Origin of the sequence: Microvirga massiliensis, assembly GCF_001006805.1 — a bacterium.
GTDB classification, from domain to species: domain Bacteria; phylum Pseudomonadota; class Alphaproteobacteria; order Rhizobiales; family Beijerinckiaceae; genus Microvirga; species Microvirga massiliensis.
Genome location: NZ_LN811373.1, coordinates 17,904 through 35,728 on the forward strand (window position 1 = coordinate 17,904; position 17,825 = coordinate 35,728).

Annotated in this window: 29 protein-coding genes and 1 pseudogene; 19 read left to right on the forward strand and 11 right to left on the reverse strand. The window is 64.4% G+C overall.

The window, feature by feature from the left end; all coding sequences use genetic code 11:
* The first annotated feature begins 13 nt into the window (after nt 1-13).
* The 14 genes from BN1233_RS40250 (at nt 14) to BN1233_RS40315 (ending at nt 5,455) form a co-directional block, all read left to right on the forward strand.
* The gene (locus tag BN1233_RS40250; protein ID WP_147707824.1) at nt 14-550 is read left to right on the forward strand and encodes a hypothetical protein; all 537 of its coding nucleotides are present in this window, start codon (nt 14-16) and stop codon (nt 548-550) included.
* Nucleotides 543-824 (forward strand): hypothetical protein, encoded by a 282-nt coding sequence (locus BN1233_RS40255; RefSeq protein WP_046869303.1) that lies wholly within the window; start codon nt 543-545, stop codon nt 822-824. The genes BN1233_RS40250 and BN1233_RS40255 overlap by 8 nt, the downstream gene beginning before the upstream one ends.
* Nucleotides 825-912: 88 nt before the next feature.
* Nucleotides 913-1,497: a hypothetical protein gene (locus BN1233_RS40260; RefSeq protein ID WP_048710764.1), complete on the forward strand. Its 585-nt coding sequence runs from the start codon at nt 913-915 to the stop codon at nt 1,495-1,497.
* Entirely contained in the window at nt 1,497-1,919 is a 423-nt protein-coding gene (locus BN1233_RS40265) for a DUF6011 domain-containing protein (RefSeq protein ID WP_046869305.1), read from the forward strand. Before BN1233_RS40260 ends, BN1233_RS40265 begins: the two co-directional genes overlap by 1 nt.
* Nucleotides 1,916-2,134, forward strand: coding sequence for a hypothetical protein (locus BN1233_RS40270; protein WP_046869306.1), 219 nt, complete (start codon nt 1,916-1,918; stop codon nt 2,132-2,134). The genes BN1233_RS40265 and BN1233_RS40270 overlap by 4 nt, the downstream gene beginning before the upstream one ends.
* Before the next feature lie 76 nt (nt 2,135-2,210).
* Nucleotides 2,211-2,546, forward strand: a complete 336-nt coding sequence (locus BN1233_RS40275) for a hypothetical protein (RefSeq protein ID WP_046869307.1) — start codon at nt 2,211-2,213, stop codon at nt 2,544-2,546.
* A gap of 5 nt (nt 2,547-2,551) precedes the next feature.
* Nucleotides 2,552-3,343: a hypothetical protein gene (locus BN1233_RS40280; RefSeq protein WP_046869308.1), complete on the forward strand. Its 792-nt coding sequence runs from the start codon at nt 2,552-2,554 to the stop codon at nt 3,341-3,343.
* Nucleotides 3,336-3,638 carry a hypothetical protein gene (locus tag BN1233_RS40285; protein ID WP_046869309.1) on the forward strand — a complete coding sequence of 101 codons (303 nt, stop codon included), beginning with the start codon at nt 3,336-3,338 and terminating at the stop codon, nt 3,636-3,638. Before BN1233_RS40280 ends, BN1233_RS40285 begins: the two co-directional genes overlap by 8 nt.
* Complete coding sequence (locus BN1233_RS40290; RefSeq protein ID WP_046869310.1) at nt 3,638-3,862, forward strand: hypothetical protein; 225 nt, start codon at nt 3,638-3,640, stop codon at nt 3,860-3,862. The genes BN1233_RS40285 and BN1233_RS40290 overlap by 1 nt, the downstream gene beginning before the upstream one ends.
* Nucleotides 3,852-4,124, forward strand: coding sequence for a hypothetical protein (locus BN1233_RS40295; RefSeq protein ID WP_048710766.1), 273 nt, complete (start codon nt 3,852-3,854; stop codon nt 4,122-4,124). The genes BN1233_RS40290 and BN1233_RS40295 overlap by 11 nt, the downstream gene beginning before the upstream one ends.
* Entirely contained in the window at nt 4,121-4,450 is a 330-nt protein-coding gene (locus tag BN1233_RS40300; protein ID WP_046869312.1) for a hypothetical protein, read from the forward strand. Before BN1233_RS40295 ends, BN1233_RS40300 begins: the two co-directional genes overlap by 4 nt.
* The gene (locus BN1233_RS40305; protein WP_046869313.1) at nt 4,450-4,863 is read left to right on the forward strand and encodes a hypothetical protein; all 414 of its coding nucleotides are present in this window, start codon (nt 4,450-4,452) and stop codon (nt 4,861-4,863) included. Before BN1233_RS40300 ends, BN1233_RS40305 begins: the two co-directional genes overlap by 1 nt.
* Complete coding sequence (locus tag BN1233_RS40310; RefSeq protein ID WP_046869314.1) at nt 4,860-5,210, forward strand: hypothetical protein; 351 nt, start codon at nt 4,860-4,862, stop codon at nt 5,208-5,210. Before BN1233_RS40305 ends, BN1233_RS40310 begins: the two co-directional genes overlap by 4 nt.
* A gap of 11 nt (nt 5,211-5,221) precedes the next feature.
* Nucleotides 5,222-5,455 carry a hypothetical protein gene (locus BN1233_RS40315; RefSeq protein ID WP_048710768.1) on the forward strand — a complete coding sequence of 78 codons (234 nt, stop codon included), beginning with the start codon at nt 5,222-5,224 and terminating at the stop codon, nt 5,453-5,455.
* A gap of 112 nt (nt 5,456-5,567) precedes the next feature.
* On the opposite strand, the gene BN1233_RS40320 is transcribed toward BN1233_RS40315, so the two are convergent.
* The 11 genes and pseudogenes from BN1233_RS40320 to BN1233_RS40370 form a co-directional block, all read right to left on the reverse strand.
* On the reverse strand, nt 5,568-6,473 hold the full coding sequence (locus BN1233_RS40320; RefSeq protein ID WP_147707825.1) for a hypothetical protein: 906 nt from the start codon (nt 6,471-6,473) through the stop codon (nt 5,568-5,570).
* A gap of 335 nt (nt 6,474-6,808) precedes the next feature.
* Nucleotides 6,809-8,248: pseudogene (locus tag BN1233_RS40325) on the reverse strand (replicative DNA helicase); the annotation flags it as partial.
* The gene (locus BN1233_RS40330; protein ID WP_046869317.1) at nt 8,248-8,772 is read right to left on the reverse strand and encodes a VUT family protein; all 525 of its coding nucleotides are present in this window, start codon (nt 8,770-8,772) and stop codon (nt 8,248-8,250) included. The gene BN1233_RS40330 and the pseudogene BN1233_RS40325, both read right to left, overlap by 1 nt.
* The gene (locus BN1233_RS40335; protein ID WP_048710770.1) at nt 8,769-9,695 is read right to left on the reverse strand and encodes a deazapurine DNA modification protein DpdA family protein; all 927 of its coding nucleotides are present in this window, start codon (nt 9,693-9,695) and stop codon (nt 8,769-8,771) included. Before BN1233_RS40335 ends, BN1233_RS40330 begins: the two co-directional genes overlap by 4 nt.
* Nucleotides 9,692-10,282 carry an MT-A70 family methyltransferase gene (locus tag BN1233_RS40340; protein WP_046869318.1) on the reverse strand — a complete coding sequence of 197 codons (591 nt, stop codon included), beginning with the start codon at nt 10,280-10,282 and terminating at the stop codon, nt 9,692-9,694. The genes BN1233_RS40335 and BN1233_RS40340 overlap by 4 nt, the downstream gene beginning before the upstream one ends.
* On the reverse strand, nt 10,279-11,223 hold the full coding sequence (locus tag BN1233_RS40345; RefSeq protein ID WP_046869319.1) for a hypothetical protein: 945 nt from the start codon (nt 11,221-11,223) through the stop codon (nt 10,279-10,281). Before BN1233_RS40345 ends, BN1233_RS40340 begins: the two co-directional genes overlap by 4 nt.
* A gap of 213 nt (nt 11,224-11,436) precedes the next feature.
* Complete coding sequence (locus BN1233_RS43955; RefSeq protein WP_048710772.1) at nt 11,437-12,045, reverse strand: hypothetical protein; 609 nt, start codon at nt 12,043-12,045, stop codon at nt 11,437-11,439.
* Nucleotides 12,046-12,054: 9 nt separating this feature from the next.
* Entirely contained in the window at nt 12,055-12,678 is a 624-nt protein-coding gene (locus tag BN1233_RS40355) for a hypothetical protein (RefSeq protein WP_046869320.1), read from the reverse strand.
* 88 nt (nt 12,679-12,766) lie between these two features.
* Nucleotides 12,767-13,339 carry a hypothetical protein gene (locus BN1233_RS40360; RefSeq protein WP_046869321.1) on the reverse strand — a complete coding sequence of 191 codons (573 nt, stop codon included), beginning with the start codon at nt 13,337-13,339 and terminating at the stop codon, nt 12,767-12,769.
* Nucleotides 13,329-14,246, reverse strand: a complete 918-nt coding sequence (locus BN1233_RS43960; RefSeq protein ID WP_052764132.1) for a ParB/RepB/Spo0J family partition protein — start codon at nt 14,244-14,246, stop codon at nt 13,329-13,331. Before BN1233_RS43960 ends, BN1233_RS40360 begins: the two co-directional genes overlap by 11 nt.
* Before the next feature lie 12 nt (nt 14,247-14,258).
* Nucleotides 14,259-14,486 carry a hypothetical protein gene (locus BN1233_RS40370; RefSeq protein ID WP_046869322.1) on the reverse strand — a complete coding sequence of 76 codons (228 nt, stop codon included), beginning with the start codon at nt 14,484-14,486 and terminating at the stop codon, nt 14,259-14,261.
* A 165-nt stretch (nt 14,487-14,651) separates the two neighbouring features.
* Between BN1233_RS40370 and BN1233_RS47995 the strand changes: the two genes are divergently transcribed.
* From BN1233_RS47995 to BN1233_RS40395, 5 genes are all read left to right on the forward strand, one after another.
* The gene (locus BN1233_RS47995; RefSeq protein ID WP_074078476.1) at nt 14,652-15,434 is read left to right on the forward strand and encodes a helix-turn-helix domain-containing protein; all 783 of its coding nucleotides are present in this window, start codon (nt 14,652-14,654) and stop codon (nt 15,432-15,434) included.
* A 450-nt stretch (nt 15,435-15,884) separates the two neighbouring features.
* Nucleotides 15,885-16,172 carry a hypothetical protein gene (locus BN1233_RS40380; protein WP_046869324.1) on the forward strand — a complete coding sequence of 96 codons (288 nt, stop codon included), beginning with the start codon at nt 15,885-15,887 and terminating at the stop codon, nt 16,170-16,172.
* Between the two features lies 1 nt (nt 16,173).
* A complete protein-coding gene (locus tag BN1233_RS40385) occupies nt 16,174-16,521 on the forward strand; it encodes a hypothetical protein (RefSeq protein WP_046869325.1) in 348 nt (115 codons plus the stop codon).
* Entirely contained in the window at nt 16,521-16,904 is a 384-nt protein-coding gene (locus BN1233_RS40390; protein ID WP_046869326.1) for a hypothetical protein, read from the forward strand. The genes BN1233_RS40385 and BN1233_RS40390 overlap by 1 nt, the downstream gene beginning before the upstream one ends.
* Entirely contained in the window at nt 16,901-17,821 is a 921-nt protein-coding gene (locus BN1233_RS40395; protein ID WP_046869327.1) for a hypothetical protein, read from the forward strand. The genes BN1233_RS40390 and BN1233_RS40395 overlap by 4 nt, the downstream gene beginning before the upstream one ends.
* Nucleotides 17,822-17,825: the final 4 nt, after the last annotated feature.

Consider the following 17,825-nt stretch of genomic DNA (forward strand, 5'->3'; position numbering starts at 1 on the left):
AAAGGATTCGACCATGCGAATTATGGCTCGACGCTACCAATACGAGCGGATTACCGCTCGGCAACTCTCCGACGCGTTCAACGACGTCGGGATCAAGTCGGTTGACCAGTTCTGCCGGATCTCCGGAGCAGGCGAGCGCACCGTGCGCCGCTGGCTCGATGGCTCGGAGAACATCCCGCACTACGTCGCCGTGCTCTGCACGCTGCTCACCATGCCGGGAGCGATGCAGGAGGCTCGCGCCGTGTCCGAGGCCAGGCTCATCGAGAACCCCGATGCCACGGCTCGCCGCTACCAGCACACGCGGATGACTCACCGGCAACTCTCCGCTGTTCTCAATCGGCTCGACCTCAGCATGCGCAAGTTTGCGCGCCTCACTGGGGCGGCAGAGCGCACGGTCGATCGCTGGCTGCGCGGCGTGGAGGATATCCCGCATTACGTCACCCTGCTCTGCAGCCTGCTCACCATTCCCGGGGCGATGGCGAAGGCCAAGGCGGTCGCAGATGCAATGGTCATCCCTGAGACCGACGATGAGGATGAGACCGATGCTTGATCGTCGCTTTGCGGGTGCTTCGCTCGATGCCGTCGAGCAGGGCTGGGCTCTCGCTGCCGGGGCCCGGGAGCGCATGTTTCAGCGGGTGATGCGGCGCCGGCAGACGGTCCCCGACGCCTACCACGAGGAAATGCTCGCCTCCCGGGAGGCCTGGCAGCGGGCAGGCCTCGACGAGCGCACTCGCCAGGTCGCCTGGGAGCTCGCCCGTGACAGCACGCTCTACGTGGCCGCGCGTGTGCGTGCGGCCCGCACGAGGAAGCGAGGGCTCTGGTGAGCACCTTCGCGATCTGCGCCCTCATTGCAGGCGCGGTCATCACGACCGGGCTCTGCGTCCTGATCAATCAACCCACAGGAGACGACGGATGAGTCGCCCACCCGAGACTGCCCCCACCGATCACATGCTCCTCAATGTTGGAGCGGTCTTCCCCCATGTGCAGCCTGGGCAAGAAGGCATGAAGATCTCGATCACCGCCGGCGAGGCGCCCTCGATCATGTTCGTGGTCATGGTCGCTGGCCCGACCAACCAGGAGGTCCGCATGGTCACAAAGGGCAAGCTGCGGCTCGGGCTGACCCCGAGCCCGCCGCTCCTGTGGTTCTCCCTGCTCGGCGAGAAGATCAGTTTCGATGCACCCTATGCGATCGGCGTCGAGCCGAAGGCTGGCGAGATCCTCAAGAGCGTGAACCAGGTGTACTTCGCTCCGCCCGAGACGAGGCTGCTCACCACGGTCCTGCTCCTCGATGCGCGTGACTGCGTCATCCGAGGGATTCGGGCTGTGACGGTCTCGCCGCAGTGGTGGCTCGCCCTCGACACGCTCCTGGCGCGCTGTGAGGTGCCGCTGACGCAGAGCGCCTACCTGGCTGCGATGCAGAAGGACATGCAGCGCTGGCCGTCGACGGCCGCGCTGGCCCGGGACGCAGGCATCATCGAGCATGCCGGAGCGGTGTGATGGCGTCACCGTACTGCCGCTGCTGCGGCAAGGCCCTCACAGACCCCGTCTCACGGGAGGCTGGCTTCGGCCCCGTGTGCCGGATCCAGAACAAGTTCAACCAGGCGAACGAAAGGACACAGGACATGTTCGCACCACCGCGGGCTGACTACGAGGTCAGCCTCATCCAGGGCGTTGTCTGCATCGTCGACCACGACAACGGCAAGAGCGTCACGAACGACGCTGAACTCGTCATCCAAGATCTGCAGGAGCGCCGGCTCCTCGTCGGTCCCTTCAGTGAGCCCCGCCGTGTCATCTACAGGGACACGATGGGCGTGTGGGACGAGATCCTCCACGAGAACGGCAAGTTCGCGGGCTTCCGGCCCGTGCAGGAGAAGGATCGCGCAGCGGCCCTCGCGAAGATCAAAGGAGGCCAGTCATGAGCGCGCAGAAAGAACTCATGAAGCTGTTCGAGATCGTCCGCGTGATCCGCGACGAGCAGACCAGCAACGAGATCTTCGGGGGTGAAGGGACGGAGAAGAAGCGGGAAGCGTCGCGCGTCTATGCTGTCCGCATCATGGAGCAGGCGAAGCAGATCGACGGCACCCTCGAGGCGATCGAGCAAGCGCTCGAGGCAGAGGGCAAGCAGGGGCAGTGACGGAGACGCCCTCCAGCCCCGTGCGTGTCACGGGGCTCAGGGGATTCTTCCCGCACAACCAACAAAGGCGTCATCCATGAGACCACAATCCGTCGTCAATGCTGCGCACCTCATACCCACCAAGGTGCAGCTGGCTGTCGGTCGCCCGACCAACGACTGGGAGAGCCAGCGCTTCCAGGTCCATTTCGCGGACGAGAGCGGTGAGGTGAAACTTGTCCTCGAGCTCACCAAGGCGCAGGTCGATCAGATGCCGCGCATGGTCAGCACCTTCATCCAGGAGGTGCGGGAGGAGGCATCCTGGAGGGACTCGATGTCCGATCCCGGGTTCCGTGAGCGGGTAGGCTTGCCCCCTGCCGCGGCGCCCGAGGAGGAGCCCGACGACTGTCTCTTCGGCACCTCGCGCGGGAGGTGAGCGAGATGGGCACACGATCGAAGAGCGGCGAGGTCGTGCCGTTCGGCAAATACAAGGATCAGCCCGTCGAGGTGATGATCAGCGACCAGGAATACTGCACATGGCTGCTCGCGCAGCCGTGGTTCGCTGAGCGCTGGCGGGATCTCTACCAGTCCGTCGTGAACGCAGGCGGCAAGACGGACGACACGCCCGAGCACAACAGGCTGCAGGCGCGGTTTCTCGACGAGGAGTTCTGCCGCGCGCTAGCGCTCTGCGTCGAGCCCAAATGGGCTGACCCACGGGCCGTATGCCTGAGCCTGGCAACGACGGAGGTCGAGGATCTCCAGGAGAGCGCTCGGCGACAAGGAGAGGAGGCGGAACTCGGAGACCCGGAGTTCCAAGGCGCGGAGATCACGATCTCACACCTCGTGTTCGAGTCGGCCGGCTGGGATGTCACGTTCAACGCAACCCTCGACGGGAAGGTTCTGATCGACGGGCGCGAGAACTTCCGGACGCATGGCCTCCACGGGGCTAGAGACTTGGATGCCGTGATGCGGTGTTCCGAGCGGTTGTGGCTCCACGTCGAGTGCAAGCCAGTGGTCGGCGACGACTATCCGAGCGTCCTCCGTCAGATCAAGAACTACGCCTGCGACAGGCACACGACGCGCATTGCGCTCCTCGAGCGGTTCGAGGCTGCCGGCGCGACGCTCGAGCAGCTCCGCAAGATCTACGCATCGAGCGGCATCCAGGTGGTCATGGTCAGCGAGGTCGAGGAGGCCGCAGCGCTGCTCGCGGCGGAGGAGAGACAACATGGCTGAGCAGGACGACGGCTTACCAGAGTCGAACGTGATCTCGTTCAAGCGTCGCCCGCTCACGCCCGAGGAGATCAACCGGCGTGACGCCCTAGAACTACTGCGGAACAGGGACGAGCACGCGCGCGAGCGGATCGAGGTGATGGCACGCGCGATGTGGCTGCGGATGCTCGACGACCGCTACCCGCCCAAGACAGCAGAGGACTGGGACGGGGAAACCAGCATCACGAAAGAATTCGCGCGCGATCTCGCGAAGGCTGCAGCAGAAGCGCTCGAGGCGCACGAGCAGAGGGGGCAGTAGTGAAGCTCAAGATAGAGATCTCGGATGAGCAGGCGCAGACGATCCAGCGCATCCTGGACAGCGTGAATGATGGTCGCGAGTTCCCGGGCACGCACGGGAAGCTCACGATCGAGGGGCTCATCCAGATGCTCCTCGCCGATGTCGAGATGGTTCACACCCGCCCGGGATCCTGGGAGGGCGCGAACATGGCACAGGTGCTGACGAGCCATGGCTATGAATACTGACCCCGCCGGCTTCGTCATCACGTGGTGCCTCGGCGCGCGGGTCTCCAACAAAGGCCGGCAGATCCTGGGCTCCAGCGAGTATTACGAGATCTGGCGCGACGTTCGGCGGGTCTTTTGGAAGTTGCGCATCGACGGTTGGGACTATGCCAGCGGGCAGGCTTCCAGCGTCGATGTGGTCGTCCCGAACTGCCAGCGCCTGGTCGCCGAGTACCGCGCCAGGTATGGCGAGCCGGAACTGGATCCGGCTGCGAGGTCTAAATGACTGAGAAAAGCTGGAAGACCTTCATCGACGACCTCGTCGAGGCTGGCGCGAAGACCATGGGCGATACTGTCATCCACAACCCGGGCAATCAGCTGCTCCGGATCGACGAGGTCTATGCCTTTGTTTCGGTCGACGAGCAGGGCAACGAGGGCCTCTGCGCGGCGACCATAGGCGGCGTCCCTATGCCGCTCATCGCCGCCGATGCCGATCGGCTGCGCTCCCTCGTCCCGGTCGCCGAGCAACTCGCCCGAGCCACGGGCATGACTATCAAGCTCATTCGGCTAAAGACCCGTGAGGAGCTGCGGACGATTCGAGGGGGGCACTGATGTCCGAGAAGGATTACCTGATCTGGTCGCGAGTGCATCAGCGCTTCTGGAGGGGTGGCTTCGGCTACACGACCAGGACCGACAAAGCCGGCCGTTTCAGCAAGGAGCAGGCGGAGCGGATCGTCGAGCGCGGGAACGCCTACCTGTGGCCTGACGAGCCCCCGAGGCAGCTGATGTTCCCTGCTCCCGCGGTCCAGGCCGTCCTCGAGGAGCACCGGGCGATCTGGAGCCGAGATGAGATGGCAACCCAGGTCGACGAGGCCATGATCACTCTGGACAGGGTTGCGGAGGCCATTCTCGCGCTCAAGGAGCACGGGATCCTCGATCCCCGGGAGGATGACACCCCGGAACAGGCGGAGGCCCGTGCGCGGGCCTTGCGTTACGTGACACCCACACAGGAAGACGAGTCGTGAAGAAGATACTCATTGCGCTGGCGCTACTCGCTGCCGGCCCCGCCACCGCTGACTCCGTGACGCTCGACAGCGCAAACCTCGCCTGTGCGAATTACTCCGACGCGCGCAAGCTTTCGACGCTGGCAGGGGACGTCGAAGCGTTCGGGAAATTCATGCGCCAGAAGAAGAGAAGCGGCGACTGCAAGGAGATCCAATCCGGCGTCGAGCTTTTCCTCGACAAATACGTCGGTCACCTCCACTGCATCCGGCCCCGAGGCGAGATCGAGTGCTGGTGGGCGTCGCTCGGTGGGAGCGATGCCGAGAAGCTCCGCCACGAATGCCGCATGGCGGGCCGCTGCCCCCTCTAGGCCCGTCTCGCATGAGCCTCATCCACAATGAGCGGGTCAAGCTTTCGGCCTCGGCGTTGAACGGCGTCGGCGTCGCGATGATTGCCGCAGGCTTCGTGACGCCGCTTGTCGCCATGACCTTCGATGTGCCCGGTTCCGCTGCCAGAGGAGCCCTCGTCACGACCCTGGCCGCGCTCGCTTGGCTTGTCGCCGGGGTCAGCCTACATTTGCTGGCGAGAAGGCTCCTCGGAGGGCTCCAAGAATGACCGGAACGGATATCTATCTGATGTTCCTCGGCCCAGTCCTCGGGTTGGTCGCCGGTCTGGTGATCTATGCCATTGCCCGCCGGCAGAGCCAGAAAACCCACACCCGATGAGACTAGGCCTGCTCGGCCCGGTGGAGGACCGCGTTCACCTCGCGCCCGAAAGCGTTGTCCTCCCCGATTCCCCAGTAGGCGCCGGCCCCATCCAGGGCCCGCTTGAACATCGCAGCCACCACCCGCTCGTGCTCGCCGCCCTCCGTGGCGAGCTCCCTGTAGGTGCGCTGCAGGTAGATCACCTCTAACAACAGCCCGTGCATGTCCCGGCCGAGCCACTGGCGCAGGAAGTGGTCAGTGCGCTGGGCATCGAGGCGCGCATCCGACACGCCCGGGAGCGTGGAGGTGTCGACGCCTGGCTCATAGCGTGGCGCCGGAATCAGGCCGGCATGCACCTTGTGGAAGTGCTCCTCGAGCTTCGACCAGGTCAGGATGCGCGCATCCGTGCGATCGACCTGCCGCTTGAAGCACGAGTCGAAGTGACTGACGCTCGCGCGCAACGTCGGCCCCAGCGACGCCAGGTGGAACTGGCGCTGCCCGTTGGCGGTACGCGGATCCCAGTCGACACCCGCCGCCGAGAAATGCTTGCGCCGTGACTCGATCTCGGCGCGCTGCAACCGCTGGCGCTTCTCGCGTTCCTTCTGCTGCTTCGGCGTCAGTGCTCTCGGCGCCGGCCGCGCCGCGGGAGCCCGCGCCTCGAGGGCTTCCCTGATCCGGAGGATCTTCGTCAGGCGCCGCACCTCCTTCTGCCACTGGCTCGCCAGCCGCTTGGCACGCTCGCCGAGCTCGTTCGCGCGCCGCTCCTTCTCGCCCTCGCCGCGGTTCTTGCAGCGGTCGGCCCTTGCGAAGTGGGCTTCCATCTGGCCGCGATAGCGCTCCACCCGCATCTGTGCCTGGGTGAGCCTCTCCGGGACGTCTCGGTGCTTGCCCATGGTCAGCCCGTCAGTTCCGGCATGAAGACGTACCATTCGCCCTCAGCCTCGCCGCGCGTCCAGTAGGCGATGCCCTCCCTCTGCAGAGTCAGCACTGCGGTCGAGAACTTCGTCTCGATCTGCTTCTCCGTGAACCCGGGCCCGAGATCGTCGGCGAACTTGCTGCGCGCGATCTCCACGGGCACCAGGCGCGTGCTCTTCTTTAACCTGCGGTCCTCACGGCGCTGCCAATCGCTCGGGTTCACTGCATGCTGACTCGAGGTTGCGCTGCGGATTGCCCCGAGTGCAGCCGACACCTCGGGGTTGAACCGCTTCTGCTTCTCCTTCCGCTCCCGCTCGGGCAGCGGCTCGATCTCCCGCTCCCACGGCTCGTTGAGGAACTTCGTGACGTCCGCGTCGAACCCGAGCACGACGCTCGCTTCCGGACCATGCCGGTTTTTCCCGACGATCACCTCGGCGATGCCGCACGCTCGCTGCATCGCGCGCTCGTAGTTGAGCCGTGCCTCCGTGCCATCCGGAGGCGCCTTCATTTTCCGCAGGTAATACTCCTCGCGATACACGAACATCACGATGTCCGCGTCCTGCTCGATCGAGCCGGACTCGCGCAGATCGGCCAGCATCGGACGCTTGTCATCACGCTCTTCGACCTTGCGGGACAGCTGCGAGAGCGCGATGACTGGTACCTCGAGTTCTTTGGCGAGCGCTTTGAGACCGGTGGTAATCTCGGTTACCTCCTGGACTCTGTTGTCGTTGGCTCTCGAGGATCCTTTCAACAGTTGCAGGTAGTCGACGATCAGCAACGAGAGACCTTTGCGCTTCTTCAAGGCTTTCGCTCGCAGACGCAAAGCCGCGATGCTCAGTTCCCCCGTCTGATCGATCTCGAGGGGCAGGCCACGGAGTTCCCTCTGTGCAAGGATGAAGCGCTCCATCTCCTCTTCGGTCGCAAAGCCCCTGCGCACCTTCCAGAGCGGCACGCCCGATTGCTCGGAGATAATCCGCTTGGTGAGCTGCTCGGATGACATCTCGAGAGAGTTAAAGCCCACCACACCGGTACGCTCGCCGGCATTCCGCTTTCCCTTCAGCATGCGTCCGACATTGAAAGCGATGTTCGTGGCGAGGGCCGTCTTTCCCATGCCGGGACGGCCCGCGAGGATGATGAGGTCGGTGTCCTGCAAGCCCCCGAGCGCATCGTCGAGGCGCGGCAGGCCTGTCGAGAGACCGACCAGCGCACCGCCGGCCTTGTAGGCCTCCTGGGCCGAGATGACAGCCCTGTCCGAGGCGGTATCGAAGGCTTCGAAATCCGAGTGCTCGCCAGGGTCGGCGCGCAGGTTCACGAGGCGGTCGACAGCCGCGTAGACCAGACTCTTGGAGGTCGCGGCGGGCGGCGCATTGTAGGCGACATCAAGCATGTCCTCGGCGACTGAGATCATCTGCCGCCTGACGTGCAGGTCGTTCAGGATCATCGCATACTCCCGCGCTTGCGAGGGCAGTGCGGCTTCCGACTGCAGGCGGAACAAATATTGCCCGAGCGTCAGTCCCCCGAGATCGACGTCGGCGAGGAATGACTTGAGCGTGATCGCGTTGGCCGTCTTGCCCTGCGCGAGAAGCGCGGACGTGACCTCAAAGATCTTGCGATGCAAGTCTTCGAAAAAACACTCGGGCGTGAGGATGTCCGCGCACTTGCCATAAGCGTCGTTGTTGAGGAGGAGCGAGCCCAGCACCGCAGCCTCGACCTCGAGGTTGTGCGGCATCACGCGTTCTTCTGGCAGACCGAGAGCGGCCCTGGCTGTGCGTCGTTGTTCCCCCGCCATCATGCGGTCCTCGGCGCCGACGCCATCTGGCGGATGATCAGGGCCGCGAGCAGCGACATCCAGACCTTTCCGATCGTCTGGCCGGCGAGGTAGGACAGGTCGCCAAAGGCGAGCCAGAGGAAGACAAGCGAGTCGACCAGCGCGCCGACTGCGCCACTGGCGAAGACAGCCATGGCGGGGCGTAGGGGACGCAGGCGCCCATAGACCAACAGATCGACGGTCTCGGACACGAGAAACGCGGCAGCCGAGGCAAAGGCCAGGATCGGCGACGCCAGGATTCCCGACAGGGCGGCGCCGACCAGGATAGCGGCAAACGCCACACGGCTTCCGAAGAAGCGATGCACCAGGTCTCGCAGCACCAGGCCCAGCCCGATGATGAGAACCCCGCTCGGCGCCAGGATCCCGAAGCCGACCGGCACAACACACGGGCCCGCGGAGCAGTCGCCGACATTCTCGATGAACCAATTGCTCAGCGGTACCGTGAGCAGGAATGCGGCGAGGCTCGCATAGGCCAGCGCTTTCATTCGGCAGCCTCCTGAAGCAGCGGCAATGACATCTGCCAGTGGGTCTCGGTGAGATCAGCGACGGATTCGACCTCCTCGACGAAGGCCGCGGCCTCGCGCCAGTCGTTTGCTGAGCGAGGCTTGATGCCCCGGGACCGGAGGATCTCGCGCGCTTCCCGGGCCGTGAGCTTGCGCCCGAGTTCCTCCTCGAGCGCGACCCTCTCCTCGATCGCATGCTTGAACGCGTGCAGGCTCCACGCCATCGAGTCGGCCGAATAGAGCAGCGCCCGCACGCACGGGTCTTTCAAGGCCGTCTTCTTCAAGCCGAAGCCGTGCAATCGCAGATCGGGCCTAAACCCCTTGATGCCGGCGAGAATGTGGATGACGTCCGCTACAGAGCCATTGCGCTTGCAGACGCTTCCCACGCCCACCCACATGCTCGTTGTGAGGCGACACCCATACATCCGAATGTGACGCTGATAATCTTCCGGGTTGTATCCCTGCAGAACGGGGATCACCGCGAAAGGGATCCGCCCTTCGAACAGATCCTCGAGGGCGGCGAGCAATAGGTCATAGCGCTCGATCGTCAGTTGCTGGTGATGGCGCACCATCTCGGCGTGACGCTTCGCCGTGAGATCCTTCTCGTCGACCTGCAAGAGCTTCGCGACGACGGAGCGCTCGCACATGTAGTCCTGGGCCGACGCCGCCACGATGCGGGCCGTCCCTTGCGTGTGCAGCTCCCACAGCCTGCGGGCATAAGCTTCGACCGGATGCGGGTATCCGCCGTGCTGGTCGAGCGTCGAGAACGCGCCCGAGTCGATAAATACCTGGCGGGCGCCGAGCGGCTTGCGGCGCGTCATCAACCGGTGGATCGAGATGCACACGCGGTGGAACCGGTGCGCATCGCTCGGCTGATGGATCCCGACATAGAAGTCCACGCTCATGCCGCGGCCTCGAACATGTCGAGCTCATCCCCGAAGGAATGCCAGCCGGGGCGCCTGGTGCGCGCAAAGACATCCGCGCGCCGCGTCAACTGCGTGCAGCGCTCGTCGACCATCTCGTAGAAGCTTTCAGGCTTCTGGGAGTGCTTCCGCCGGATGCCTTTGAACAGGCCCGGGAGCGCCGCATGCTTCGGCTCGCCGCGCGTGGCGACAATGACGGGCTCCGCCATAGACCGCACGCGGTAGCCCGTGCCGATCGCCGGCCTGCCCGACAGGAAGATCTTCTCCCAGTAAAGCAGGGTCTTGTATTCGTAGCCCCAGGCTTTGACGCACTCGATCTGCTTGTCGAGGAGTGGCGCGGTCGCCCAACACAACAGCAGGCAGTCGGGATCGGCGAGATCTCCGATCGGAAAGCGCCAGAATATCTCTTCGACTGGGTAGCAGCGGTAGTGCTTCGATGCGCTTTTCTCGCCACCACGCTCGCTGCGGGTCCGAAAGCGCCAGGGCGGATCCGCGACCACAAGGGAGTAGTAGTGCGGGCGCAGATCCCCGAACTGCCATGCCTCGAGAGGCGCGAAGAGTCCCCTCATCCCCCGATGCCTCGGAGCCTGACGAGTTCCTTGTTGAGGAAGATCACGTCGATGCCGACGGATTGCAGGGTCGGCGTCGCCTCGATCAGCGCACGGTGAAACGCCGGGATGCTCGGCCAGCCGCCGTCGTCGGTGAGCGTGCGCAGCGAATAGGGATATCCGTCGTACGTGCGCTTCAGTGACCGCGCGAGTTGGCTCAGGATCTCGACCGCGCCCCGCGGGCCGTTGATCCGCACAGTCTCGGGACTGTCTGCAATCGGCTCAGGCGCAGGCTCTTCCGCGCGATCATTTTCGGCAGCTGTTTCGAGGGGGGCAGCCGGCGCCGGCTCGGGCTCCCCCGCGATCGATGCCAACCCCTCGCCCGTGTTGAACGCCGTGAAGCGCTGGCACACGATCTCCCGGATGGTGGCGGGAGTCTCGGGAGCCGCTGGCGGTTCGGGGTCAGGAGGAGTCCCCTCCCCGCCAGCGTCGCTCCCGGCCGACACGGCTTCAGTGGATTCGGGCTCATTCCCGACCTGCACCTGGCCAGTGCTTTCTTCCTCCGATTGCTGTTGGCTCGCCGACAAGCCTACCTCCACGCTCCGATCGGAGGCGTCTTTGCCCGGGGCGCGGCTCATCCGCCGGGAGGCGTGCGTGGAGGATCTGTCACGTTGGGAGATGGCGCGCGGATCGCCGGCCTCGCGGGCCTCAGCGATATGCGTGCGGACCCAACGATCACCGTGCCCGAAGCACTCTCCGATCTCCTCCTGGGAGAGATCGGTACGCGACCAGAGGACCAGTACCTCGTCGCGCAGGCTCAGCGTCGCCCGCGCAACATCGGGCTGCAGGTTGAGAAGCATTCCCATGCAGCCGGCGACACGGTTGTTGAGGTGCGCGAGCTCGCGCGAGATGTCGACCAGTTCACCAATAACCTCGTCGCGTGCCGCGCGCTTACTCTTCATGATCGGACCCGTACCGTTTGGCGTAGGAGCGAGCCGCGAAGCGCAGTTCCGGAGACGCGCACATGCGGCAGTAGATCTTTCCGCGGTCACCCCACGACGGATTGGCGGGGTCACCGCAGTCGGAGCACAAAGGCTCCTGCGGAGGCGGAGGCGGCGGTTTCGCGGGCCGCGCTGCGGGCAGTGGCTCGAAGAAGTCCTTGCCCTTCAGCGCCATCACCCTGCCCCTGCGAGGCGAGCGACGCCGATCGGCACGCGCTGGCCGAACATGATCTCGTAGGGAGGCGTCCAGCGCCCGTGCGTGCGTTGCGCCCAGTGCCAGATCGCCACCGCATCAGCGCGGTTGTCGTCGGTGCAGTAGAACGGGAGGTAGCCCCATTCCTTGCAGCGGTTCAGGACAGCCTTCTTGGTGTCCCTGCGCTCGCCGGCATTCGCCTTGTCGATGAACTTCGCGCGGACGGTCGCGGGCCAGACCTTCTCGATCGGGATCCTTTCCTTCTGGGCCTTGAGGCGCAGCGTCGTGACGAGGGCGATCGGAAGCCATAGCTCCAGCGCCCCGCGGGGGCGCCCGTCCCGCGGCTTCGCGGTCGGGTTGAGCGGCGCCTCAAAGACGATCCTGTCGGGCCAATCCTCTTTCCACCCGAGACGATGGTCGAGGAACGTCTCGAGGTTCTCGCACATGTGCGCGATGTCCTCGTCGACATCCTCGTACTTGCGCTTGCGCAAGCTGACCGTCATCGAGTTCAGGCGCGACAGGTCATCCTTGGGAGGACGACCCATCGCAACGCCTGTCTTGATCGAGAGATCAAACGCCCAGACGTTCATGGCGCGCGATCAGTTCAGGATCGTGTAGCTGCCGTCTGCCTTCGCGGGCTTGCGCCGCTCGCGCCGCGGCGCAGCACTGTCGTCGTTCGACGCGAGCTGCGCGGAGACCTCGCGGATATGCGCGTCGCCTTTCGCGATCTCGGACCTCATGGACTCGCGAAACGACTCGACGCTGTCGGACGCCTCGGTCTTCTTGCGCCGGCCGCGGGCCCGCTTCTCAGCCTTGGCATCGACCTCCTCGGGAGCCGGCGCCAGGTGAGCATTGGCCTCGAATGCCTTCTCAGCCTCCTCGAGGGGCATGCCGCCGTTCGCGGGAGCGGGCTCGTCTTCCTCTTTCGCCTGCGCGGCCAGGTCACCGTAGTGGGAGTTCCGGCTCCACTTCTCGGCGCGCATGATGCCGACGTAAGCCTCGAGGTTGTCGAGGTACTCTTCGCGTTTCAGTTCATCCATGCGGTCGAGCCGCTTGATGAGGTTGAAGACTCCGGTGTGGAGGTTGGAGTTTTCCTTGTGATGAAGGACGCGCTCGCCGTGCGCGCCCCTGATCTCCGCAATTTTGGAGACCACGTTGTTGCCTTCGTTGACCAGCGCGACGAGAACCTTGCTGGCAATCATCCTCTCTGACGTCTCACCCATTACGCATTACTCCGGGGCGGTTAACGGTGCCGGTGCAGGCTCGACACCGGGGACTCTCCAGGCCTGCTCTGGAGTTTTCCGGGGACGCTTACGCCCTCGCGGCGCGCTTGGAGATCCAAGGCACCAGCGGTTCATTGTCGGGACACGACAGCGCGTCACCGCGCGCGAGCAGATCCTGGATGGCTTCGATCACGAGCCCGAGCCCTCTGTGCTGCTGAAGCAGGTACTCGAGATGCGCTCTCCACTCTGCGCGTGTGGCCTCCTGGGCCGGCACGAAGGAGATATCGCTGACGTTGCCATCGACCGGAACCGACAGGGCGGGCGGCAACCGTTCCGTCAGGTGCTTGCTCATTCCGGGGAGCACCAGCTGACGCTCCCCTTTATCCTTCACGGCTGCCCACGAGCTCGCGACCTTCGCGGCCATATCGTGCAGCGCGCGGGTGATCAGATCCTGCTCGAGCACCGCGACGAGGTCTGGATGCGCGTCGCTCACAAACGCGACGACGTCCGACACACGGGCGCGGCGTCCGTATTTGTAGAAGTTGCGATACTCGGTCTGCATCGCCTCGCGCAGCCTGGTGCGGGCCTCGCGCGGCGTGAGTTCGTCGTCGGTCTCGTTCTGAGACAGTGAGAGCGATGCGTTCTGCCGCTCAGGCTGCATTGCGACGCCTCCAGGCTTGCTCGAGATCGCGGATGAAGGGTGCAAGACGGTCGATGAGCGGGCCGAAGACGATGTCGGAGTCAGGCGTCACGCAGTCGAGCGCTTCCTCGGGCGTCAGCCCAAGCCCCAGGATGGCACGCATGCCGCCGCAGAGTTGCAGGTACAGATCGCCCTGGCGGCGCTCCTCGTCGGTTGCATCCGTGTGAAACTTGCCGTCCCGGCCGAGCGTCGGGTTGCCTGTCTCGGCAGCGATCTTCCGAGCATCCTGTTTGGTCGGGAGGCTCTTGCGGAACTCCACCACAGCGGCCTTGGCATCGCCGGCCTGCTTGATCAGCTCCGCCTGCTTCTCGGGCGCCTGCTTGGCGAATTCTGCGGCCGGCTTGATCGCGACCTTGCCCTCGTCGACAGCCGCCACGAGCTCCGGAGCGCCCTTGGCGACAACGGTCTTCGCGTTCTCGTAAGTCTTGCCGCTTCCGAGGCCGACCCGCTCGGCAACCAGGTCACGGGTATGCCCTTTCACAAACCCCGGAACCGGTTCCACGGTTTTCGTCGTCGGACGTCCCTGCCGTCCCTCGAGCTCTTTCTCGATCGCGCGAGCAAGCGCGACACGCTCGGAGACCGTGAACTCCTTGCGGGTTTCGTTCTCGTCGAACTCACCCTCGAGGATCGACTCGATGTCGAGCACCCGGGCAGGAATCGTCTCGCGCCCGAGATGCTTGAAGGCTTCGATGCGCCGCTCGCCGAAGATGAGCCTACGGTCCTGTGTGACACCAATCGGCTGCAGAAGCCCGAGACGCTCGATGCTCTCAGCGAGCAGCACGATGTCGCCGAGATCTTTGCGAAAGCGCTCGCCGACCACGATGTCGGCGATCGGGAGTTCCTGGACGGGAGCCGATTGCGTAGCCATCGCGTGCCTCCATCACGCCGCGTCGGCGCGCATGGCAGCGATGTGCTCGCGCAGAAACGCCTCGAGGCGCTGGCCCTTTTCGATCGTGAAGTTTTCGCCGTCCCGCAGGCGCCGGATGAAACGCTTGTCGCCTCCAAACACTGCCCGTGAGATCCCGGGATCGCTGAGCCCGGTGAGGGCATGGACTTCGTCGGCGAGGCGGAGGAGTTCAGCGCGATAGGCGTCGGTGGCGGGTGTCATGCCCTCCAAAGTGGAGAAGACTTTCCCCACCGTCAACCAGATTTTGGGGCACGACTCAGCCGATCGGACGATCCCTAGAGGAGGGTTGGGCTATAGATTCCCCACCCCGTTTCGGGTAGAACGGAAGACACGAATGGCAAGTGTGCAACCGGGCAGCAGGCGCAGATGACCGACATCGTAAGGGAACGGATCCGGCAGAGGTTAAATGATCTGGGGATCTCAGCGAACCGTGCCTCCGACAGCTCAGGCCTCGATAGATCAGTTCTTAATAAATTCCTAAGAGGCGCAGTCAAAGAGCTAAAGGATTCAAATCTAAGACTAATAGCCGAAGCATTAGATTGTGACGCAAGTTTTCTAAGAGGCGAGAGCGATGAACTCCGCCCACCAACTTGGGTTCGTAGTGTGCGTAGATTACCCAATAGCCTCGATGTTCCTATTGTTGGCGAGGCAGAAGCAGGGGCGTGGCATCCGTCGCATTGGTTCGACGACGCGGACCTGGGGGTTATATTGTCTGGCTACAATCCAAACTACCGTGAGCACAAGCAGTATGGATTCGTGGTCCGTTGCGACTCGATGGACTTAGCCGGCCTCACCAAGGGCGATCAGGTAGTGTGCATCAATCCCTGGCTCGCTGAGGTCGCACTCGCGACGGGTGATTGGGTAGTCGTCGAAAGCCGCGACGCGACCGGAAAGATCGAACTAAGCATCAAGGAATTCCGGATCACTTCTGAGGGCTTTGAGCTTGTGCCACATTCGACGAGCCGCAAGCACAGGCCCTACGTGCTCGAGCGCGATACCGACCTGCGTAAGGGTAGCATCCGGATCGTCGGCGTGATCATCAGCCACATAAAGCCGCGCCCAGCACTAAACTTCCAGCAGCACCACAGCGCCTCGAGTCCTACAGCGCGGGGCGAGTCCTCCGCGAGGTCAGCTAGGCTCATGGCCTGAATCCTTCGCGCGCGGATACACTAACCTGGTACCGGAGTAAGGATTCTTGTTTGAAGGAATGGGTGCCTAGTACGTCGATGTAGCGCTCTACGATTCAGGTACTAGCGCTACCTGGATACAGCGTAGTGGCTCACCCCGCGCGTGCGCGCGAGCTCCCCCCTACCCCCCAACCCGGCTTGTGTCGGGGAGGCCACACAGCCACAAGATGTTGTGGCTGCACGGAACGGCAACGCTCATTGTGCGTTGCACCGTCGCCAATCGGGGGATCTCCATGCCGAGCACGTTACCCGATTGAGGCCCCTCGCGCCCGCATGCAGGCCGAGGGGCTTTCCATTTGTGGCGCAGCAGCTCGCCGCAGGCAAGGCCGCGGGGCCCTGAATTTTGCCGCCCTCCCCGCTTGACGGGGAACGCTTGCCCCAAATACCCTAACGGAAAGTTTAGGGGGGTCACATGCGCGCTTCGACCAGAAGGGACGTTCCCATCCCGGCATCTACCCGCTCCAGCCCGACATCGCACCCGCTCTTTCAGGCGGTGATCCGAGAGATCGAGGACATGTGCGAGTGCAAGGGACGGCTCGCAGCAGCGAACCATTGCGAAGACATCTGGGACACCATTCAGGCACTCGCCGAGATCGCGCGCGAGCAGCCGTCGTGGTTTCGTGCGGAGCCCGAGGAACTGCAGGCGTTTGCTGACTGGCTGCGCCGTCGTGCAGGCGAGTTGCGCCGTTCGGTTGCATGACATGCCAACACTCGAGGTCGTCAATGCGGCCGAACCGGTCTCCACCGAGGCTGCGCTCGCCGAACTGCTCGCGAAGAGCGACGTCGATCTCGGTGATGAGCAGGCCGTGCTTGCCGTTCTCGCCGGCCATGGGATTCGGCCCTGGCAGGTCACCCTGCGTTCGCTCGGGCCCATTCTCGCCGAAGCGCACAATATCCGGACCTGGAGCAAGATGATGCGCGCCATGGCGGCGCGGGCCCTGGTCCTGATCGCTCTCCTGCTCGGCACGATTGGTCTCATTTCGAGTCTCGCGTCGGGACCACTCGCGGCCGAGCACGGAGCCCTCACGCTTCTCGACGGAGGCTGGTGATGACGACGATCACGCCAGGTCGCGACGCAGCGCAACGCATGCTCGCGCGCCTGGATGAAGAGATCGAGAGGCAAGTCGCGCTCGGTGCCCCGCCGCACTCGATCGAGGTCACGCGGGCGCTCATGCGCGCCACGCTGACGAGCCTTGGCGACATGATCGATCGGGAAGCCGATGTCCCCGAGATGATGGCAGCTTTCGAGATCGCCTTTACGGAAGCGATCACGACGATGCTGCGAACCGTGCTCGCTCAACAGGCGGTCATGACGCCAGATGCCGCTGCTCCTGTCCTGCTGCTGCATATCCTGCGCGGCGTCGAAAGGCGGCTCGAGGGCGAGCCGTGGGGCGCGGAAGCCATCCACTACCCGGAGATAGGCCACGCATGAGCGCTGGAGCCGCCGTTGCCCACAAGGAATGGGACTATTGGATCTCCGCGTTGCGCGGCGAGCCGCTGGAGCTCACGGTTGGCAAAGCCGAATGGGGATTCTACCGACACCGCACGCGCAGCGGCCAGATGATCCCGCTGCAGATCTGGCGGGACGAATGCGGGCTCCGCGTGAAATGGGGCCCGAACCGGCCGACGACCGTGCTCGACGAGGAGGAATTTTGCGAGAGGGTCTTCTGCTACTGTTGCAGGCACCCGGTCACGGCAGAGTGGTATGATTACTGGCTGAAGGCCTATGCCGAAGAAGGCGCCGGCCGCTGGCCCGACGAAGCTCCTCCTCCCGCGGTCTCGAAATCGAACCTGCCGGCGGATCCATTCGAAGCGCTGAAAGTCGAGGTCGAGAGCGAGCTCGCCGAGCTCGAGGCAGCGCTCAAGCCCGGGATCGCCGACGATGTGGGCGCAACTCGATTCGGCAACTGGCGCCTGCGGTTTGCCCAGGCCTGGAAGCGCCTCGAGGAACTCCGGAAGACGGAGAAGAAACCGCACGACGACGCTGCTCGCGCGATCCAGGAGAAGTACCTGCCGGTCCAGGCGCTCGCGAAGAAAGGCGAGGATCTCATCAAGGGAGCGCTCACGAAGCACCTGCAGCTGCAGGCGAAGCTCGCACGCGAGGCGATGCCCTCCCCCGCCAATGATGAGCCGGCGCCGAAGCCGGCTGTGCAGACGGTCGCACGCAGGGTCTCGCTCACCACCACCTGGCGCGCGGAGATCGTCGATTACCACGCGGCGCTCGCGGCCCTGCGGGACCACCCCGACGTGAAGGCAACCGTGCAGCGAATTGCCGATGCCGCCGCGCGATCGAAGGAGAAGCAGCCGATTCCCGGCGTCACCTTCGTCGAAAGCTCATCCGCCCGCTGAGAGG

What these genes read in the sequence shown, in the direction of transcription:
- BN1233_RS43960 (WP_052764132.1), bottom strand. Translation starts at nt 14,246, where the DNA reads ATGGCTACGCAATCGGCTCCCGTCCAGGAACTCCCGATCGCCGACATC.
- BN1233_RS40305 (WP_046869313.1), top strand. Translation starts at nt 4,450, where the DNA reads ATGTCCGAGAAGGATTACCTGATCTGGTCGCGAGTGCATCAGCGCTTC.
- BN1233_RS40345 (WP_046869319.1), bottom strand. Translation starts at nt 11,223, where the DNA reads ATGAAGAGTAAGCGCGCGGCACGCGACGAGGTTATTGGTGAACTGGTC.
- BN1233_RS40390 (WP_046869326.1), top strand. Translation starts at nt 16,521, where the DNA reads ATGACGACGATCACGCCAGGTCGCGACGCAGCGCAACGCATGCTCGCG.
- BN1233_RS40360 (WP_046869321.1), bottom strand. Translation starts at nt 13,339, where the DNA reads ATGCAGCCTGAGCGGCAGAACGCATCGCTCTCACTGTCTCAGAACGAG.
- BN1233_RS40280 (WP_046869308.1), top strand. Translation starts at nt 2,552, where the DNA reads ATGGGCACACGATCGAAGAGCGGCGAGGTCGTGCCGTTCGGCAAATAC.
- BN1233_RS40250 (WP_147707824.1), top strand. Translation starts at nt 14, where the DNA reads ATGCGAATTATGGCTCGACGCTACCAATACGAGCGGATTACCGCTCGG.
- BN1233_RS40330 (WP_046869317.1), bottom strand. Translation starts at nt 8,772, where the DNA reads ATGAAAGCGCTGGCCTATGCGAGCCTCGCCGCATTCCTGCTCACGGTA.
- BN1233_RS43955 (WP_048710772.1), bottom strand. Translation starts at nt 12,045, where the DNA reads ATGAACGTCTGGGCGTTTGATCTCTCGATCAAGACAGGCGTTGCGATG.
- BN1233_RS40380 (WP_046869324.1), top strand. Translation starts at nt 15,885, where the DNA reads ATGCGCGCTTCGACCAGAAGGGACGTTCCCATCCCGGCATCTACCCGC.
- BN1233_RS40315 (WP_048710768.1), top strand. Translation starts at nt 5,222, where the DNA reads ATGAGCCTCATCCACAATGAGCGGGTCAAGCTTTCGGCCTCGGCGTTG.
- BN1233_RS40270 (WP_046869306.1), top strand. Translation starts at nt 1,916, where the DNA reads ATGAGCGCGCAGAAAGAACTCATGAAGCTGTTCGAGATCGTCCGCGTG.
- BN1233_RS40295 (WP_048710766.1), top strand. Translation starts at nt 3,852, where the DNA reads ATGAATACTGACCCCGCCGGCTTCGTCATCACGTGGTGCCTCGGCGCG.
- BN1233_RS40285 (WP_046869309.1), top strand. Translation starts at nt 3,336, where the DNA reads ATGGCTGAGCAGGACGACGGCTTACCAGAGTCGAACGTGATCTCGTTC.
- BN1233_RS40265 (WP_046869305.1), top strand. Translation starts at nt 1,497, where the DNA reads ATGGCGTCACCGTACTGCCGCTGCTGCGGCAAGGCCCTCACAGACCCC.
- BN1233_RS40260 (WP_048710764.1), top strand. Translation starts at nt 913, where the DNA reads ATGAGTCGCCCACCCGAGACTGCCCCCACCGATCACATGCTCCTCAAT.
- BN1233_RS40355 (WP_046869320.1), bottom strand. Translation starts at nt 12,678, where the DNA reads ATGGGTGAGACGTCAGAGAGGATGATTGCCAGCAAGGTTCTCGTCGCG.
- BN1233_RS40275 (WP_046869307.1), top strand. Translation starts at nt 2,211, where the DNA reads ATGAGACCACAATCCGTCGTCAATGCTGCGCACCTCATACCCACCAAG.
- BN1233_RS40255 (WP_046869303.1), top strand. Translation starts at nt 543, where the DNA reads ATGCTTGATCGTCGCTTTGCGGGTGCTTCGCTCGATGCCGTCGAGCAG.
- BN1233_RS40395 (WP_046869327.1), top strand. Translation starts at nt 16,901, where the DNA reads ATGAGCGCTGGAGCCGCCGTTGCCCACAAGGAATGGGACTATTGGATC.
- BN1233_RS40300 (WP_046869312.1), top strand. Translation starts at nt 4,121, where the DNA reads ATGACTGAGAAAAGCTGGAAGACCTTCATCGACGACCTCGTCGAGGCT.
- BN1233_RS40335 (WP_048710770.1), bottom strand. Translation starts at nt 9,695, where the DNA reads ATGAGCGTGGACTTCTATGTCGGGATCCATCAGCCGAGCGATGCGCAC.
- BN1233_RS40385 (WP_046869325.1), top strand. Translation starts at nt 16,174, where the DNA reads ATGCCAACACTCGAGGTCGTCAATGCGGCCGAACCGGTCTCCACCGAG.
- BN1233_RS40340 (WP_046869318.1), bottom strand. Translation starts at nt 10,282, where the DNA reads ATGAGGGGACTCTTCGCGCCTCTCGAGGCATGGCAGTTCGGGGATCTG.
- BN1233_RS40320 (WP_147707825.1), bottom strand. Translation starts at nt 6,473, where the DNA reads ATGGTACGTCTTCATGCCGGAACTGACGGGCTGACCATGGGCAAGCAC.
- BN1233_RS47995 (WP_074078476.1), top strand. Translation starts at nt 14,652, where the DNA reads ATGACCGACATCGTAAGGGAACGGATCCGGCAGAGGTTAAATGATCTG.
- BN1233_RS40370 (WP_046869322.1), bottom strand. Translation starts at nt 14,486, where the DNA reads ATGACACCCGCCACCGACGCCTATCGCGCTGAACTCCTCCGCCTCGCC.